The organism is Haladaptatus sp. CMSO5, from assembly GCF_036689885.1.
Classification (GTDB): domain Archaea; phylum Halobacteriota; class Halobacteria; order Halobacteriales; family Halococcaceae; genus QDMS2.
This window is the reverse complement of sequence record NZ_JBAHVW010000001.1, coordinates 2,186,598-2,201,148: the sequence shown is the minus strand read 5'-3', so window position 1 is coordinate 2,201,148 and position 14,551 is coordinate 2,186,598. Positions and strand designations below refer to the sequence as shown.

Genomic DNA, 14,551 nt, shown 5'->3' with positions numbered 1-14,551 from the left:
TCCCAACCGTATCGAGATGGCCCGCAAAACCCGTGGCATATCGCGTCGAGCGTTCGTAAAAAGCGCCGTCGCAATTGGCGGTGCCGCCGCAGTATCAGCCTGCCTCGACCGCGAAGGGAACCCCGACGTGCCAAGTGGTCCCGATGACCTCTCGTCGTATCCAACCCGCCAGCACGCGTGGAACGATTCGCTCATGACCAGTGACGTGGGCAATGTCATGGCCCCGAAACACCACCTCCTCCTCCCCTTTAACTACACGGGCGACACGCCGACCCCAGACGAGCGTGAAACCGTCGAAAAAACCCTCCAGAGCCTCGAACACGCCTACGAACGGAGCCACAACGGCCTTCTGTTCACGATGAGCTACTCGCCTGCGTACTTCGACCGCTTCGACGAGTCCCTCCCCGACTCGGTCGACCTCCCACACCCGAAGGCGCTGTCGTCGTTCGAGGAACCGGAACTCGAAGACTACGACGCCATCATCCACCTCGCAAGCGACTACGGCCACGTCGTCCTCGCCGCAGAAGAGGCGATAATGGGCAAACAGGACACGCTGAACGGCCACGAGATGGCCGCAAGCTTCGAGGGGACTTTCGAAAAAGCCGAGCGACGCACCGGCTTCGTTGGCGAAGGCATCCCAGCCGCGAATCAGGACGTAGACGGGATTCCAGACGGCGACCCGGTTCCCGAAGACTCACCGCTGTTCATGGGCTTCATGTCCGGATTTTCAGACAATCAGGCCACAGAAGACCGCGTGACGATTCAAGACGGGCCGTTTGCCGGTGGGACGACCCAGCACGTCTCGCGCATCCGGCTGCGCCTCGACGACTGGTACGTCGAACAGAATCGAGAAGAGCGCGTCGCAGAGATGTTCTGTCCGTTCCACGCAGAAGAGGGCCTCGTCGAAGGCGCGGGCCACAACCTCGGGACGGACTCGCAGGTCGACGGCGAGTGTGCAGACCGCATCGACGAAGACGCCCGCACGTACGGCCGCATTGGCCACTCACAGAAGATGGCAAGCGTCCGCGAGAACGGCAAGCCAATCATTCTTCGCCGCGACTTTGATTCGACCGATGGTGGCGAGGCTGGCGTCCACTTCGTCTCGCTCCACCGAGGAATCGGTGACTTCGAGAAGACGAGAGAGGCGATGAACGGCGAAAAGCAGGTCAAAGAAAGCCCCGCTATCAAACAGAAAGTGAACAACGGCATCCTCGAATATATGTTCGTCAAACACCGCGCGAACTACTTGCTCCCACCGCGCGCCCACCGTGCGCTGCCCACCCCAGCGCCCTGAGCGCGCCTATTGTTCTGGGTCCCACTTCTCACGACACCGGTCGTTGCAGAAGTGGCGAGACTGGACCTCGCTGTCTTCGATCCACGTGAGCACCCGGTGGTCTGGATCGTTCATGATACTTGTCCCACAGGTCGCACACCGTGGGGCGGTTTCCTCGGTCACGTCCTCACCGAGGTCTGATGTTGGGTCAACCATATGAGTGAGTCATCGTAGCACGACTACTTAGAAGCACCCGTTACGGCAGTGCTGTCTGTCGATTCTTCGATTATCATCCATGATTGTTCTGCACTGTCATGGTTGCGTGAATCAGAAAAAGCGGCGGAGAACGGTGGCGGTGGACAGACAGATTCAGCGGTCGCGGAGTACGGACTCGCCGGGCGTGGTCGTTGCCCCCGGCGAGAGGACGACACCGGCGTTGAGACTCGTGTTGATGGCGGTTTTCGCGCCGTCTCCGGCGACGATGCCGAACTTGCGACGCCCCGTCGAGGTGCGCTCGCCTTTGACTGTCATCTTCACGTCCGCGTCGTCGTGGCGGAGGTTCGCGACCTTCGTGCCCGCCCCGAGGTTCACGTCCGGTGCAAGCAGGCTGTCACCGAGGTAGTTCAGGTGCGGGACGTTCGTGTCGTGCATCACGACGCTGTTTTTGATTTCGACGCTCTGGCCGACGTGGCAGTTTTCGCTGATGAGCGTCGCCCCGCGGATGTATGCGTTTGGCCCAACGTGCGCGCCGGATTTGATGAGCACCGGCCCTTCGACGACGACGCCGGGTTCGACGACCGCGCCCTCCTCGACGACGACAGCGCCGCGCAGGTCTGCGTCCTCGTGAACCTCGCCACGGATGTCTCGTTCGAGTTCGCCGAGTTTCCACTCGTTTGCTTCGAGCAGTTCCCACGGGCGGCCCACGTCGAGCCAGCGCGTGACTTCGACCGGCGTCACGTCGTAGCTCTCGATGACACGGGCGACCACGTCCGTAATCTCGTACTCGCCGCGCTCTGAGAGTTCGACGTCATCGAGCCAGTCACGGGCTTCAGCGGGGAACGCGTACGACCCAGCGTTTGCGAGGTCAGTCGGTGGGTTCTCTGGTTTCTCAACAATCTCGGTCACGCGGCCGTCGTCGGTCGAGAGCACGCCGTAGTTAGACGGCTCTGGGACGCGGAAGGCGGCGATTGCGGGAGCCTCTGAGAAGAGTTTCTTGATGCCCTCCTTGTCGTAGAGGTTGTCGCCGTTGAGGACGGTGAAGTCGCCGTCGATGTGCTTTTGGGCTGCTCGAACGGCGTCTGCGGTGCCGTTTTGTTCTTCTTGAACCGCAAAACTGACCGGGACACCCCGGTACTCGTCGCCATAGTACGCGCGGACGGCTTCGGCCTCGTAGCCGACGACGAAGATGAGCTCGTCCGCACCCGCCTCGACGGCGGCGTCTGCGGTGTGTGCTGAGAGCGGTCGGTCGCCTACCGGCAACATCGGTTTCGGGGTGGAGGTGGTGAGCGGTCGCATCCGCGTCCCCTCTCCGGCGGCAAGAATGACTGCTTGCATTGACTGAGAGTTTGGATACTGCACAAAAGAACTATCGGCCACCGTGGGGCAGTTTCACAGGCCGTATCGAGTGTTTAGTTCGTTGAGGGTTATCGTGTGTCGTTTTCTCACCAACTCGTATTCGATAACATTGACTCCGCGGTAGCCGACAACTCTGAACCGCCCCGCCTCAGCAGACCGCCCCGCACCCGCCCCGCCCCCGCACCGAACGTGGACTGTGCCGTGGTCGTGTGGACGTGTAGGTGATTGCGTCGATGGGAGTGGACGTTGGAGCGGTCGTATTGGTGGTCGCGTCGCCACTCTCGTTCGGTGAAAACTGAGAAAGAAATGATTCGCTCAGTAGGAGCGCACTTTCGGCTCGTAGGTCTTCTCTTCGCCTTCTAAGATGACCGGCTTGTAGTAGAGTTCCGGGCTGCCGTCGTTCCACGCCATGAGCGTGTGTTTGATCCACTCGTCGTCTTTGCGTTCTTGGTGCTCTGCGCGCCAGTGTGCGCCACGGAACTCGGTGCGGGCGAGCGCACCGGCCGTGATGGTTTCTGCGACGTCGATGAGGTTCTGCGTCTCGATGGTGTGGATGAGGTCGGTGTTGAACGTCCGACTTGGGTCTGCGACGTACACGTCCTCGTAGGCCTCGCGCGCCTCGCGGATGTCTCGAAGCGCCTGCTTCAGGCCGTCTTCGGTGCGGAAGACGTTGACGTTGCGCGTCATTGCCTTCTGGAGCTTGTGGCGAATCTCTGCGTGCTGAAGCCCCTCGTCTTTGGTCATCAGCCGCTCGATGCGGGCGTTTTCGGCTTCGACTGCCTTCGAGATGACCGTCTCGACATCGACGGCCGCACCGTCTGCGGCGACGTCTTCGTCGGGCGTGTCAACGGCACCGAGCGGAACCGGGCTCCCGATGTCACCATCTTCGGATTTGGCGGACGGGCCGGTCTGAATCTGCGCTTCGCCGAGGTCTTTCCCGGCCGCGTGGCGGCCAGCACGGGCCCCGTACACGATGAGTTCTGGCAGGGCGTTCCCGCCGAGGCGGTTCGCGCCGTGGACGCTCACACAGGCACACTCGCCTGCGGCGTAGAGGCCGGAGATACAGGTCTGGCCGTTTTCGTCGGTCTCGATGCCGCCCATCGCGTAGTGTTGACCGGGTTTGACGGGCATTGGCCGTTCGAGGCCGTCTACACCCTCGAAGTCAGCCGCGAGGTGGAGGATGTTTTCGAGGCGGTCGATAATGCGCTCGTCGCCGAGGTGGCGCATGTCGAGGTGAACGTACTCGTCTTCGATGCCGCGGCCTTCGTTGACTTCCGTCAACTCAGCACGCGCCACCACGTCACGGCTGGCGAGTTCGCCGTCGTTGTTCGCGTAGCCGTACTCGAACATGAGGCGTTCACCGTTGGCGTTGTAGAGAATTCCGCCTTCACCGCGGACACCTTCGGAGATGAGGACCCCCGTCGATGGCAGCGTGGTCGGGTGGAACTGGATGAACTCCATGTCCTCGAGCGGGACGCCTGCGCGGTAGGCCATCGCCGGACCGTCACCGGTACAGGAGACGGCGTTGGTCGTGTGGTCAAAGGCCTGTCCGGGGCCACCGGTTGCGATGATGACGCCGTTGTTCGCTTTGAAGCCCTCGACGCGACCGGACTGGATGTCGATTGCGACGACACCGTGACACGTGCGGTCTTCGGGGTCGTCGTGGTCGGTCACCGCGAGTCGGGAGACGTACCACTCGTCGTACACCGTAATGCCCCGTTTGACGACCTGCTCGTACATCGTGTGGAGCAGGTGGTGGCCGGTTTCGGCACCGGCGTACGTCGTCCGTGGGAACGACAGCCCACCGAACGGTCGCTGGGAGACGCGCCCGTCTTCCTCGCGGGAAAACGGCATGCCCCAGTGTTCGAGTTGGATGACCTCGTCGGGCGAGGTCTGACAGAGCGTTTCGATTGCCGGGGCGTCGCCGAGGAAGTCAGACCCCTTCATCGTGTCGTAGGCGTGGCTTTCCCAGGAGTCGCCCTCGCGGAGGGCGGCGTTGATGCCACCTTCTGCAGCACCCGTGTGACTACGAACCGGGTGGAGCTTCGTGACCATTGCCACGTCCGCACCTTCTTCGTGGGCCGCCACGGCCGCGCGGAGCCCCGCGCCGCCTGCGCCGACCACAATTACGTCGTGTTCGTGCATGTTACCAGAATTTCAGATTGTTCTTGACCGCTTCTCGCTTGAGTTCCTGAATGTGCTCGGTGAGCGGGATGTCTTTCGGACAGACGTTCGTACAGGAGAACTGGGTCTGACAGCGCCAGACGCCGTGTTCTTGTTCGATAATCTGGAGGCGATGCTGTTTCATGTCTTCGCCCTCGCGCTCGTCCATCGCAAAGCGGTAGGCCTTGTTGAGCGCGGCCGGGCCGAGGTACTCGTTGTCGCCTGCGGCGATGTTACACGAGGACATACACGCGCCACACCAGATACAGCGCGTGGACATCTTGACCTTCTCGCGGTTCTCGCGCGTTTGGCGCTGTTCTTCGCCAGCGGGCAGGTCGTTCGTCTGGAAGTAGGGTTCGACCGACTCCATCTGGTCGTAGAAGTGCTCCATGTCCACGACGAGGTCTTTGACGACCTCTTGGTGGGGGAGCGGTTCGACGCGAACCGGTTCAGAAAGATCCGAAATTTGGGTCTTACAACAGAGGCGCTGTTTCCCGTTTACGAACATCGCGTCGGAGCCACAGATGGCCTGACGACACGAGTGACGGAACGTGAGACTGGAGTCGAAAAGGTCGCGCGCCTGCATGAGCGCGTCGAGCACCGTCATTCCCTGTTTGAACGGGACGTGGAAGTCGTCGAAGCGCGGTTCTTTCTTGCCTTCGACTTCCGGGTCGTAGCGGAACACCTTGAGGTGGATGGTCTCGTCGTACGCGGCGGCGTCGGCTTCCGCCTCTGCCTCGCGTTCGGCCCGTCGTTCGCGTTTCTCGGCCATGCGCCGCTGTTGGTGCTCTGGCTCGGTGGACTGTGCTAGCTCTTCTGATTCGGATTCAGTTTCGGGAATTTGCGTGCTCATAGTTAGAGACTCACCCCGGTCATTGCAATTGCCACGCGGACGCCCTGTGCGGTCAGCGCGAGTCCGGCGACGATGAGGACGTACTTCACGACAGTTTTCTGGGTGCCCTGCAGGCCCTGATTCACGAGCGCGTTGTAGACGCCATTCACGCCGTGGAACGTCGCCGTCACGAGGAACAGCACCATCGTGACGAAGTAGCCCGGTTGCTGCATCCGCTGGGCGGTCTGAGCGATCGTAATCTCAGACGGGAGATTCGCAAAGTGCAGAAGCATGAAGTGGAAGGCAAGCACGACGACGAGGAAGGCGGCCGTCAGGCGCTGGAGCAGCCAGCGGGTGCCACCGTACTCGAACGAGGAGTATCGTTCTGCCATCTTAGAACACCCCGTGCATGAACGTCGGCACGCTTGCGACGACGATTGCACCGGTCAGGATGAGCGATGCGTAGAAACTCTTGTCCTCGGCTTCGAGACCGACGCCGATGTCAACGAACAGCAATCTGAGGCCATTGAGGATGTGGAACACGGCCACCGCGAGCAACCCAACCTCAAGGAATCGGACGAGCATCAGGCTCTCCAATCCCTGGAGTGTCTGGGTGTACAAAGCGGGGTCGCTGGCGGTTGCAGTGCTCAACACGGCAATGTGCGTGAAGAGATAGCCAATAAGAACCCAGCCGGTGAACTTGTGGAAAATCCAAGCCCACATCCCGGCGGAGAACTCCCGCCAGCGGCCGAAGTCCTCGATGAGGCCACGGTTGTAAGACTGACTCATGGTACCTACTCGGAGCGTGGGACTACGGGTGTATAGAAGTTACTAACCCGGCGGAGTGGGCGAGATGTGAAAACGGTGGTTAGGACTGCTCGCTCTCGTGGACGGCCTTCATCGCTGCCGTCTGCTCGCGTTCGAGCGCGCGCTGGGTGGTTTCGTCCAATTTCACGAGGTGGCAAATCGGATTACCGGGGTACACGAGCGGATTTTCGAGCACGCCGACGAGCAGACCCGTAAACGGCGCTTCAATCTCCGAGGTGTCGGTTTTGAACGGATTCGTAATCTTACAGATGCGGTCGCCTTCGTAAACGAGCGCGCCACGCTCGTAGTGCATATCGACGAGGCCGCCGGCGTCCGCGCGCAGCCACGTCTTCTCGCTCGTGTCCTCGATAATCGTCCGCCAACCGGGCCAGTGAACGGATTTGGTCGGGCGCATGCCGTACTCTGCAAAGACGCTCTCGACGCCTTCGAGCGCGCGGTCGATGAGCTCGCGCTGGAAGCGGTGGGCCTCGCCCATTTCGATGGTGATACACGGCACGCCGTAGCGGGTGGCTTCCCCGCGCAGCGAGCCGTCTGGTGCCGACCCGGAGAGAATGACGTTCGACGCGAACGCCCGCGACAGGCGAGATACCTTGTCGTTGCTCATGTCGCCACGGACGTGGAGCATGTTCGTCCGCCCGCGCGTCGAGGTGTGAAAGTCGAGCGCGAAGTCACACGGCTCGATGAAGTTCTTGAAGATGCGATTGGCCATCCGTTTCGCGCTCGTGCCGTAGTCGTTGCCCGGGAACGAGCGATTCAGGTCACGGTCGTAGATGGGGAGATAACGCTGTTGGGCGATGAACGCGGGGACGTTCATCACCGGGATACAGACGATCGTGCCGTGGAGATTCGAGTGGTCCCACTCGTGGGCGACCTCGCGGACGACTTCGATGCCGTTTAACTCATCACCGTGAGCGGCGGCCCCGACGAACGCCGTCGGGCCGGGATGCTCACCGTTGACAATTGTTACCGGAATGCGTACCGGGTCTCCGAGATAGGTCTCGCTCACAGTGTACCGAAAGTTTCGCGTCTCGCCGGGGTCGACCCGACCGCCGTCGAATGTAAACGGCGGTGCCGCGTTTGACATATCTTGACTCAGGCCGGGGAGTATAAAAAGGATTCACCGTGAGACGAACACCGACACTACTTTTGAAGGGGACGAAGAAGAGTGGGTAATGACCGGCGACATCACTGTAGGCGTCTTGAGTACGCATAACAGCAAAGAGACAAAAGCAATTCTCAACGCTGTTGACGACCTTGGCTACGAAACTGAGTGGCTGCGTGATGAAAACACGCAAGTTGACATCATAAACGGAGAAATTTCGTTCAAACCGGACGTGGACATCATCGCAAACCGTCTGCTTCTCTCGAACGTCGAACAACCGGCAGAGCGCCTCGGCCTCGCCATGACCTTCGAGAAGCTTCGACCGATGCTCAACACCCCAATGGCGACGATGACGGCGATGCACAAGTTCGCCGCCGCCTCCGCGCTCTCCTCGAACGGTGTCTCGGTTCCTGACGCCCTCCTCGCGCTGTCGAGCGACAACCTGAACGCCGGGCGCGACCGCTTCGGTGAGGAAGCCGTGTACAAGACGGCCATTGGCACCCACGGCGGTGGGACGTGGCGCGTCGACCTGAACGACCCCGTCAATCCGAAAGTCGGCACCCGCCAAGCGTTCCTCCAGAAGCTCATCGAGCGCGACGGCGAACGCCACCGCGACCTGCGCGTCTACGTCGTCGGTGACGAGATCATCGGCGCGATGAACCGCTACGCGCCAGAGGACGACTGGCGGACGAACGTCGCCCTCGGCGGCGACGTTGAAGACGCGAGTCAGGGCCTCCCCGACGAGGTGCGCGAAATGGCGCTCAAATCCAAGGAGATCATCGGCCTCGATTACGCCGGTGTGGACATCGTCGAAGGCGAAGACGGCTGGTACGTCCTCGAAGTCAACCCAACCGCCGGGTTCAAAGGCCTGTACGAGGCGACCGGCCGCAGCGCCGCGCCGTACATCGCACAGCTCGCCATCGAGGCCGCGGGCGGCGACGTCGACCGCGAACGCGTCCGCGAACTCTCCGCGACGCTCGACGACTCCGTGCCAGCCTGCAAACCGCGCCGTGCCCAGAAAGCGCCATCCGAGCCGCTCGTCGTTGGCTACACCGAGGAAGTGCTCGTTTCGGGGACGCGTGGCAGCCAAACCATCCTCGCCAAATCCGACACGGGCGCAAAGCGCACCTCGATTGATGCCCAACTCGCCGCCGAAATCGGGACTGGCCCAATCAAGAACATCGTCCGCGTCAAATCCGGCAGCCTGAAATCCGGACGTTCTCGCCCAGTGGTGGACCTCGTCGTCGGGATTGGCGGCACCCAACACACCGTTACCGCGAGCATCGAAGACCGCAGCCACATGGACTACCCGCTGCTCCTCGGTCGAGACATCCTCAAGCACTACCACGTCGACGTGCGCCGCCTCGCAGAGGAGGACTTCTCCGAAGACGAGGAAGAAGAACAGGATATAGAAGAGTAACTACCGCGTCTCGCCCAGATAGATCGGCATTTTCTCCATTTCTTCTGCTTTCAACAGCGGCGTGAGTCCCTTCGGGAAGAACGCCTCCGTGTCGAGGTCGGTGATGCGGAGCCACGTACAGCCAATCTGGTACGGGTCGTCGTCGTTTACAGATTCGACCGTGCCGCCGGTGCGCTCACACCGGAACAGAAAGTTCGTCTGCTGTTGGCCGTCCGGTCGGCCGTGGTTTTCGGGAATGAACTCTTGGACGGCGAGCAACGGCCCGACTGACACCTCAATGCCGACTTCTTCGCGCACTTCACGGCGGAGGGTTTCGTGGAGCGTTTCACCTGCGTGCTGGCCGCCACCGGGCGTCAGATACCAGCGGTCGGTGTCGCTTTCATTTTCGGTGACGAGGAGCCGCCCATCCTCGACAATGACGGCGCGGGCGGCGGTTCTGATGGACATGTACGCCCTCAAGGAAGGCCCGCGTAAAACCGTTCCTCATGGCTCGCACATGAGCGGTGGGCACAAAATACGCAGGCGTCGTCAGTCGATGGCTCGCCAGACGTACCGACTCGCGTAGCTGCGATACGGTCGCCAGTCGTCTGCCTTTTCGACCATCGCCTGTTCGTCTTCAAGGTCGTAGAGTTTGGTCATCCCGTTTCTGATTCCCAAATCTTCGACCGGGAACACGTCTTCGCGGGCGAGGACGGACATGAGGAACATCTTCGCCGTCCAGACGCCGACGCCGGTGATTTCGGTCAAATCCTCGATGACTTCTTCGTCGCTCATCGGCGCGAAGTAGTCGTGGGAGACGCCGTCTTCGAAGTGGGCGGCGATGTTGCGGACGTAGCGGATCTTCTGACTAGACAGGCCACACTCACGGAGTCCCGCCTCGTCGGCCGCGCGGATGCCGTCTGGGGTGATTTCGTAGCGGTCGAACAGCCGCTCGCGGATGGCGGCAGCAGACTGTACCGAGAGCTGTTGGTTGATAATCGCCGTCACGAGTCGGGCAAAGGGGTCGTCCGCCCGCTCTACGGGAATCTCACCGTGTTCGTCAATCAGTGCGGCGAGTGTCGGGTCGGTTCGCAGATGCGCGTATGCGTCGGTCACAGTGCAGGCAAGGAGTCGAATACAAAAAGCGGTTTCCGCTATTCCTCCACCGGCGCTGCGGGGACGCCCACGACGGTTGTTCCGGGTGCAACGTCAGAGAGGACGACGCCCCCCGCGCCGACCTGTGCGCCGTCACCGACTTCGATGGGGCCGAGCAGCGTCGCGTTCGCGCCGAGTAGCACGTCGTTCCCGATGGTCGGGTGGCGCTTTTTCGGATTGGAGGAGGTGCCGCCGAGCGTCACGCCGTGGAACATTACCACGTCGTCACCGATTACGGCGGTTTCACCGATGACGACGCCCATGCCGTGGTCGATGAACAGTCGCCGCCCGATGGTCGCGCCGGGGTGGATTTCGATGCCGGTGAGAAAGCGGGCGAACTGCGAGATGATTCGTGCGGTCACGCGAAACCCGCGGGTGTGCAGTGCGTGTGCGAGTCGGTGAAACAACAGTGCGTGGACGCCGGGGTAGGTGAGCGCCTCCGCGGTGCTCTTTGCGGCCGGGTCGTTTTCGATTGCGGTGTGGATGTCTTCGTAGAGTCTGCTGAACATTGATTGGGGTTGGAGAGAGTGGTCGGCTGCGACGCGCGTAGAAATGAGTCGTTCAGCAACAACAGCCAGCAGGGAGCGACTGCTGGTGAGCAGGCAACACCGGTCGCAGGTCACGGGTGGTGACGACCATAGCTACCTGCGTGTAACACGGGGGGTTTAAAGAGGGTTTGCAGTTCGGATGGGCCAACGCGTCGCGGTGCAGGGCGGTTGCGGAAGGAGTGACTATGCAGAAAAGCGAGCGCGGACGCGCTCGCAACCTTTTTCATGAAAGTTTTTCGAGCGCGGCTTTATGCCGCGCTCTCAAAAAGTTTCGTTAGAAGCCTTTACCCAACAGTTCGCGAGCGATGATGTTCTTCTGGATTTCCGTGGTTCCCTCGTAAATCTGGGTGATCTTCGCGTCGCGGTAGAAGCGTTCGACGTCGAAGTCGTTGACGTAGCCTGCGCCGCCGTGAATCTGGACGGCTTCGTTTGCGACGTCGACGGCCACGCGCGAGGAGTACTCCTTGGCCATCGAGGCGAGTTTCGTGAGCAGGCCGTCTTCGTTGTCGACCGACCACGCGGACTTGTAAGTGAGGTTGCGGGCGGCTTCGGTGCGCGTGTACATATCAGAGAGCTTGTGCTGGATGGCTTGGAAGTCCCCGATTGGTCGACCGAACTGCTCGCGTTCTTTGGCGTATTCGAGCGCGCGCTCTGAGGCCCCTCTGGCGATGCCGACGCCCTGTGCGGCCACGCCGGTGCGGGTCTCGTCGAAGAACTGCATCTGCTGGAGGAAACCCATCCCGCGGGTGCCAACGAGGTTCTCCTCTGGCACGCGGACGTTGTCGAAGATGAGTTCTGCGGTGTCGCTCGCACGGATACCGAGTTTCCCTGTGATTTTGTCAGCCTCGAAGCCGTCGCGGTCGGATTCGACGATAATCTGCGAGAAGCCGTTGTAGCGGCCTTCGGCTTCGGGGTCGGTCTTACAGAGGACGACGAAGAAATCCCCAACAGATCCGTTCGTAATCCACATCTTGTTGCCGTTAATCACCCACTCGTCGCCGTCTTTCTCGGCTTTCGTGGAGACAGAAGACACGTCAGAGCCGGTGTCGGGTTCGGAGATGGCCGCGCCCATGATGGCGTCGCCGCTTGCGATGCCGGGAAGGTACTCCTCTTTCTGTTCGTCCGTACCAAACTCCATGATGGCCTCGCCGCCGAAGCCGGTGGAGGTGAGACAGAGGCCGATGCCGGGGTCTGCGGCGAACAGTTCTTCAATGATGATGGCGAGTTCGAGCGTCGAGTAGCCAGCGCCGCCGTACTCGATTGGGATGTTCGCGCCGAGCAGGCCCATGTCGCCTGCCTTCTCGATGATTTTGTGGGGGTATTTTTCTTCGACGTCGTACTCCGTCGCGACGGGTTTCACCTCGTTTTCGGCAAAGCGCCGAATCTCTTCTCGGATCTGTTTTTGCTCGTCGGTAAAGCCAAACTCCATGGGGGTGTGAATGGCCATAGCATACTTAATTCCTTGTAACCGATTTCAAACTGAATTAGCGTTTTTCAGGCCTGTAGATAAACTCAACGCGCGTTTCAAAATCGCACAAGGAAAACGTTGAAACCTCTGTGCCGTGGATGTATGACCAGATACACCATGGAACTTGATGACATCAACACGATCGCGGTTCTCGGTGCTGGGAACATGGGTCACGGCATCGCAGAACTGGCCGCCCTCGCTGGCTACGACGTGAACCTCCGCGACATCAAAGAGGAGTTCGTCCAGAACGGCTACGACAACATCGAGTGGTCGCTCCAGAAACTCGCAGAGAAAGACCAGCTCTCTGATGAGGAAGCAAGCGACGCCTTAGACCGCATCACGCCGCTCGTTGACGTCGAAGAAGCCGTTTCGAACGCCGACTTCGTCATCGAAGTCGTCCCCGAGAAGATGGACATTAAAAAAGAGGTGTACGCAGAAGTCGAGGAGTACGCTCCCGACCACGCCATCTTCGCAACCAACACTTCCTCGCTTTCGATTACCGAACTCTCGGAAGTCACCGACCGTCCGGAGCGATTCTGTGGGATGCACTTTTTCAACCCGCCCGTCCGCATGGCGCTCGTCGAAGTCATCACGGGCGCGTACACGAGCGAAGACACCCTCGCCCTGACAGAAGAACTCGCAGAGTCCTTCGGTAAGACACCAGTCCGCGTGCGCAAGGACAGTCCCGGCTTCATCGTCAACCGCATCCTCGTCCCGCTGATGAACGAGGCGTGCTGGGTCGTCGAAGACGGGACGGCGACGATGGAAGAAGTCGATTCGACCGTCAAGTTCGAACTCGGTCTGCCGATGGGCGCGTTCGAACTCGGTGACCAGGTCGGCAACGACGTGACCTACCACGTCTTAGACTACATGCACGAGGTGCTCGGCGAGGCCTACGCACCGTGCCCACTGCTCAAGGAGACGGTCGAAGCAGAACACTACGGCAAGAAGGTCGGCAAAGGCTTCTACGACTACGAAGATGGCGACGGCGCGACCATTCCGACCGACAAAGGCCGCGAAGACGTCGAACACCGCCTACTCGCCGTGATGGCGAACGAAGTCGGCAACCTCGTCGGCAACGACGTCGCCCCGGCGAAGGACATCGACGAAGCTGTGATGCTCGGCGGCGGCTACCCAACTGGCCCGGCGAAGATGGCAGACGAAGTCGGCCTCTCCGTTCTCGTCGAAACCCTTGATGACCTTCACGAAGAAACGGGCGCCGCACGCTACGAAGTCTCTGACGGCCTCCGCGAGAGTGCAGAGGCTGGCGGCTTCTACGCCGGTGGCGACGACGACGAAGTCGAGTTCTCGGCCATCGAAATCGAGTACCCCGGCGACATGGTCGGTCACATCATCCTCTCGCGCGAGGCACGCATGAACACGGTCAACGAGGAGATGCTCGACGACCTCTCGAATGCAATCGACCTCCTCGAAGACGACGACGAGGTCCGCGCAATCCTTATCACTGGTAAGGGCGGACGCGCCTTCTCGGCCGGTGCAGACGTCACCTCGATGGCCGGGAGCGCAGACCCACTCGACGCCATCGACCTCTCGAAGAAAGGCCAGGAAACCTTCGGCAAATTCGAATCCTGTTCGATGCCCGTGCTCGCAGCCATCGACGGCTTCGCCCTCGGCGGCGGGTTCGAACTCTCGATGTGCGCAGACCTGCGCATCGCCTCAGAGCGCTCGGAGCTTGGCTTGCCAGAACACAGCCTCGGCCTCCTGCCGGGCTGGGGCGGCACCCAGCGTCTCCAGCGCCTTATCGGGATGAGCCGCGCAAAGGAGATTATCTTCACCGCAGAGCGCTTCGACGCGGAGACGATGTACGATTACAACGTGCTAAACGAAGTCGTCCCGAACGACGAGTTCGAGGAGCGTGCTCACGAACTGGCCGCGAAGCTGGCCGGTGGCCCGCCAATCTCACAGTCGATGACGAAAGAAGCGATGCTCCGTGGCTGGGAGAACATCGACGCCGGTCTCGCCCTCGAATCGAACGCGTTTGGTCACTTGATGGCGACTGACGACCTCATGGAGGGTATCTCCGCGTTTATGGAAAAGCGCGACCCAGAGTTTGCGGGCAAATAACATAGCGGAGACGGAACGGAACGTTTAAACTTTTCTCCGCAAAACGCAGTAATGTACCCTGACGAAGCAGGGGAAACCGGTCGACAGCAGGTGGATGAGCTCCACTGTCTGACCGAATGAAAG

Annotated in this window: 14 protein-coding genes; 3 read left to right on the top strand and 11 right to left on the bottom strand. The window is 60.9% G+C overall.

The genetic code is table 11. The features are described from left to right. Positions 1-16 precede the first annotated feature (16 nt). On the top strand, positions 17-1,294 hold the full coding sequence (locus V5N12_RS11525) for a DUF7405 family protein (protein ID WP_332899314.1): 1,278 nt from the start codon (positions 17-19) through the stop codon (positions 1,292-1,294). A 6-nt stretch (positions 1,295-1,300) separates the two neighbouring features. On the opposite strand, the gene V5N12_RS11520 is transcribed toward V5N12_RS11525, so the two are convergent. The 7 genes from V5N12_RS11520 to V5N12_RS11490 form a co-directional block, all read right to left on the bottom strand. Beyond that, positions 1,301-1,489: a DUF7576 family protein gene (locus V5N12_RS11520; RefSeq protein ID WP_332899313.1), complete on the bottom strand. Its 189-nt coding sequence runs from the start codon at positions 1,487-1,489 to the stop codon at positions 1,301-1,303. 153 nt (positions 1,490-1,642) lie between these two features. Then, positions 1,643-2,827: a bifunctional sugar-1-phosphate nucleotidylyltransferase/acetyltransferase gene (gene glmU, locus V5N12_RS11515; RefSeq protein ID WP_332899312.1), complete on the bottom strand. Its 1,185-nt coding sequence runs from the start codon at positions 2,825-2,827 to the stop codon at positions 1,643-1,645. 336 nt (positions 2,828-3,163) lie between these two features. Then, a complete protein-coding gene (locus V5N12_RS11510) occupies positions 3,164-4,993 on the bottom strand; it encodes an FAD-binding protein (RefSeq protein WP_332899311.1) in 1,830 nt (609 codons plus the stop codon). 1 nt (position 4,994) lies between these two features. Then, entirely contained in the window at positions 4,995-5,864 is an 870-nt protein-coding gene (locus V5N12_RS11505; protein ID WP_332899310.1) for a succinate dehydrogenase/fumarate reductase iron-sulfur subunit, read from the bottom strand. A gap of 2 nt (positions 5,865-5,866) precedes the next feature. Continuing rightward, a complete protein-coding gene (locus V5N12_RS11500; protein ID WP_332899309.1) occupies positions 5,867-6,235 on the bottom strand; it encodes a succinate dehydrogenase hydrophobic membrane anchor subunit in 369 nt (122 codons plus the stop codon). A gap of 1 nt (position 6,236) precedes the next feature. Continuing rightward, entirely contained in the window at positions 6,237-6,632 is a 396-nt protein-coding gene (gene sdhC, locus V5N12_RS11495) for a succinate dehydrogenase, cytochrome b556 subunit (RefSeq protein ID WP_332899308.1), read from the bottom strand. A 79-nt stretch (positions 6,633-6,711) separates the two neighbouring features. After that, entirely contained in the window at positions 6,712-7,755 is a 1,044-nt protein-coding gene (locus V5N12_RS11490) for a succinylglutamate desuccinylase/aspartoacylase family protein (protein ID WP_332899307.1), read from the bottom strand. 88 nt (positions 7,756-7,843) lie between these two features. On the opposite strand from V5N12_RS11490, the gene V5N12_RS11485 reads away from it, so the two are divergent. After that, entirely contained in the window at positions 7,844-9,193 is a 1,350-nt protein-coding gene (locus tag V5N12_RS11485; RefSeq protein WP_332899306.1) for a RimK family alpha-L-glutamate ligase, read from the top strand. Here V5N12_RS11485 and V5N12_RS11480 read toward each other — a convergent pair whose 3' ends face one another. The 4 genes from V5N12_RS11480 to V5N12_RS11465 form a co-directional block, all read right to left on the bottom strand. Then, the gene (locus V5N12_RS11480; RefSeq protein ID WP_332899305.1) at positions 9,194-9,640 is read right to left on the bottom strand and encodes an NUDIX domain-containing protein; all 447 of its coding nucleotides are present in this window, start codon (positions 9,638-9,640) and stop codon (positions 9,194-9,196) included. Positions 9,641-9,721: 81 nt separating this feature from the next. Next, positions 9,722-10,288, bottom strand: a complete 567-nt coding sequence (locus V5N12_RS11475) for a DNA-3-methyladenine glycosylase family protein (protein WP_332899304.1) — start codon at positions 10,286-10,288, stop codon at positions 9,722-9,724. A gap of 38 nt (positions 10,289-10,326) precedes the next feature. Next, positions 10,327-10,836, bottom strand: a complete 510-nt coding sequence (cysE, locus tag V5N12_RS11470) for a serine O-acetyltransferase (RefSeq protein WP_332899303.1) — start codon at positions 10,834-10,836, stop codon at positions 10,327-10,329. Positions 10,837-11,149: 313 nt separating this feature from the next. Further along, a complete protein-coding gene (locus V5N12_RS11465) occupies positions 11,150-12,304 on the bottom strand; it encodes an acyl-CoA dehydrogenase family protein (protein ID WP_332900095.1) in 1,155 nt (384 codons plus the stop codon). 156 nt (positions 12,305-12,460) lie between these two features. Between V5N12_RS11465 and V5N12_RS11460 the strand changes: the two genes are divergently transcribed. Further along, entirely contained in the window at positions 12,461-14,428 is a 1,968-nt protein-coding gene (locus V5N12_RS11460) for a 3-hydroxyacyl-CoA dehydrogenase/enoyl-CoA hydratase family protein (RefSeq protein ID WP_332899302.1), read from the top strand. The last annotated feature ends 123 nt before the right edge of the window (positions 14,429-14,551 follow it).

Excerpts from the sequence above, each read along its gene's own strand:
- V5N12_RS11525 (WP_332899314.1), top strand. The coding sequence starts at position 17 with ATGGCCCGCAAAACCCGTGGCATATCGCGTCGAGCGTTCGTAAAAAGC.
- V5N12_RS11520 (WP_332899313.1), bottom strand. The coding sequence starts at position 1,489 with ATGGTTGACCCAACATCAGACCTCGGTGAGGACGTGACCGAGGAAACC.
- glmU (WP_332899312.1), bottom strand. The coding sequence starts at position 2,827 with ATGCAAGCAGTCATTCTTGCCGCCGGAGAGGGGACGCGGATGCGACCG.
- V5N12_RS11510 (WP_332899311.1), bottom strand. The coding sequence starts at position 4,993 with ATGCACGAACACGACGTAATTGTGGTCGGCGCAGGCGGCGCGGGGCTC.
- V5N12_RS11505 (WP_332899310.1), bottom strand. The coding sequence starts at position 5,864 with ATGAGCACGCAAATTCCCGAAACTGAATCCGAATCAGAAGAGCTAGCA.
- V5N12_RS11500 (WP_332899309.1), bottom strand. The coding sequence starts at position 6,235 with ATGGCAGAACGATACTCCTCGTTCGAGTACGGTGGCACCCGCTGGCTG.
- sdhC (WP_332899308.1), bottom strand. The coding sequence starts at position 6,632 with ATGAGTCAGTCTTACAACCGTGGCCTCATCGAGGACTTCGGCCGCTGG.
- V5N12_RS11490 (WP_332899307.1), bottom strand. The coding sequence starts at position 7,755 with ATGTCAAACGCGGCACCGCCGTTTACATTCGACGGCGGTCGGGTCGAC.
- V5N12_RS11485 (WP_332899306.1), top strand. The coding sequence starts at position 7,844 with ATGACCGGCGACATCACTGTAGGCGTCTTGAGTACGCATAACAGCAAA.
- V5N12_RS11480 (WP_332899305.1), bottom strand. The coding sequence starts at position 9,640 with ATGTCCATCAGAACCGCCGCCCGCGCCGTCATTGTCGAGGATGGGCGG.
- cysE (WP_332899303.1), bottom strand. The coding sequence starts at position 10,836 with ATGTTCAGCAGACTCTACGAAGACATCCACACCGCAATCGAAAACGAC.
- V5N12_RS11465 (WP_332900095.1), bottom strand. The coding sequence starts at position 12,304 with ATGGAGTTTGGCTTTACCGACGAGCAAAAACAGATCCGAGAAGAGATT.
- V5N12_RS11460 (WP_332899302.1), top strand. The coding sequence starts at position 12,461 with ATGGAACTTGATGACATCAACACGATCGCGGTTCTCGGTGCTGGGAAC.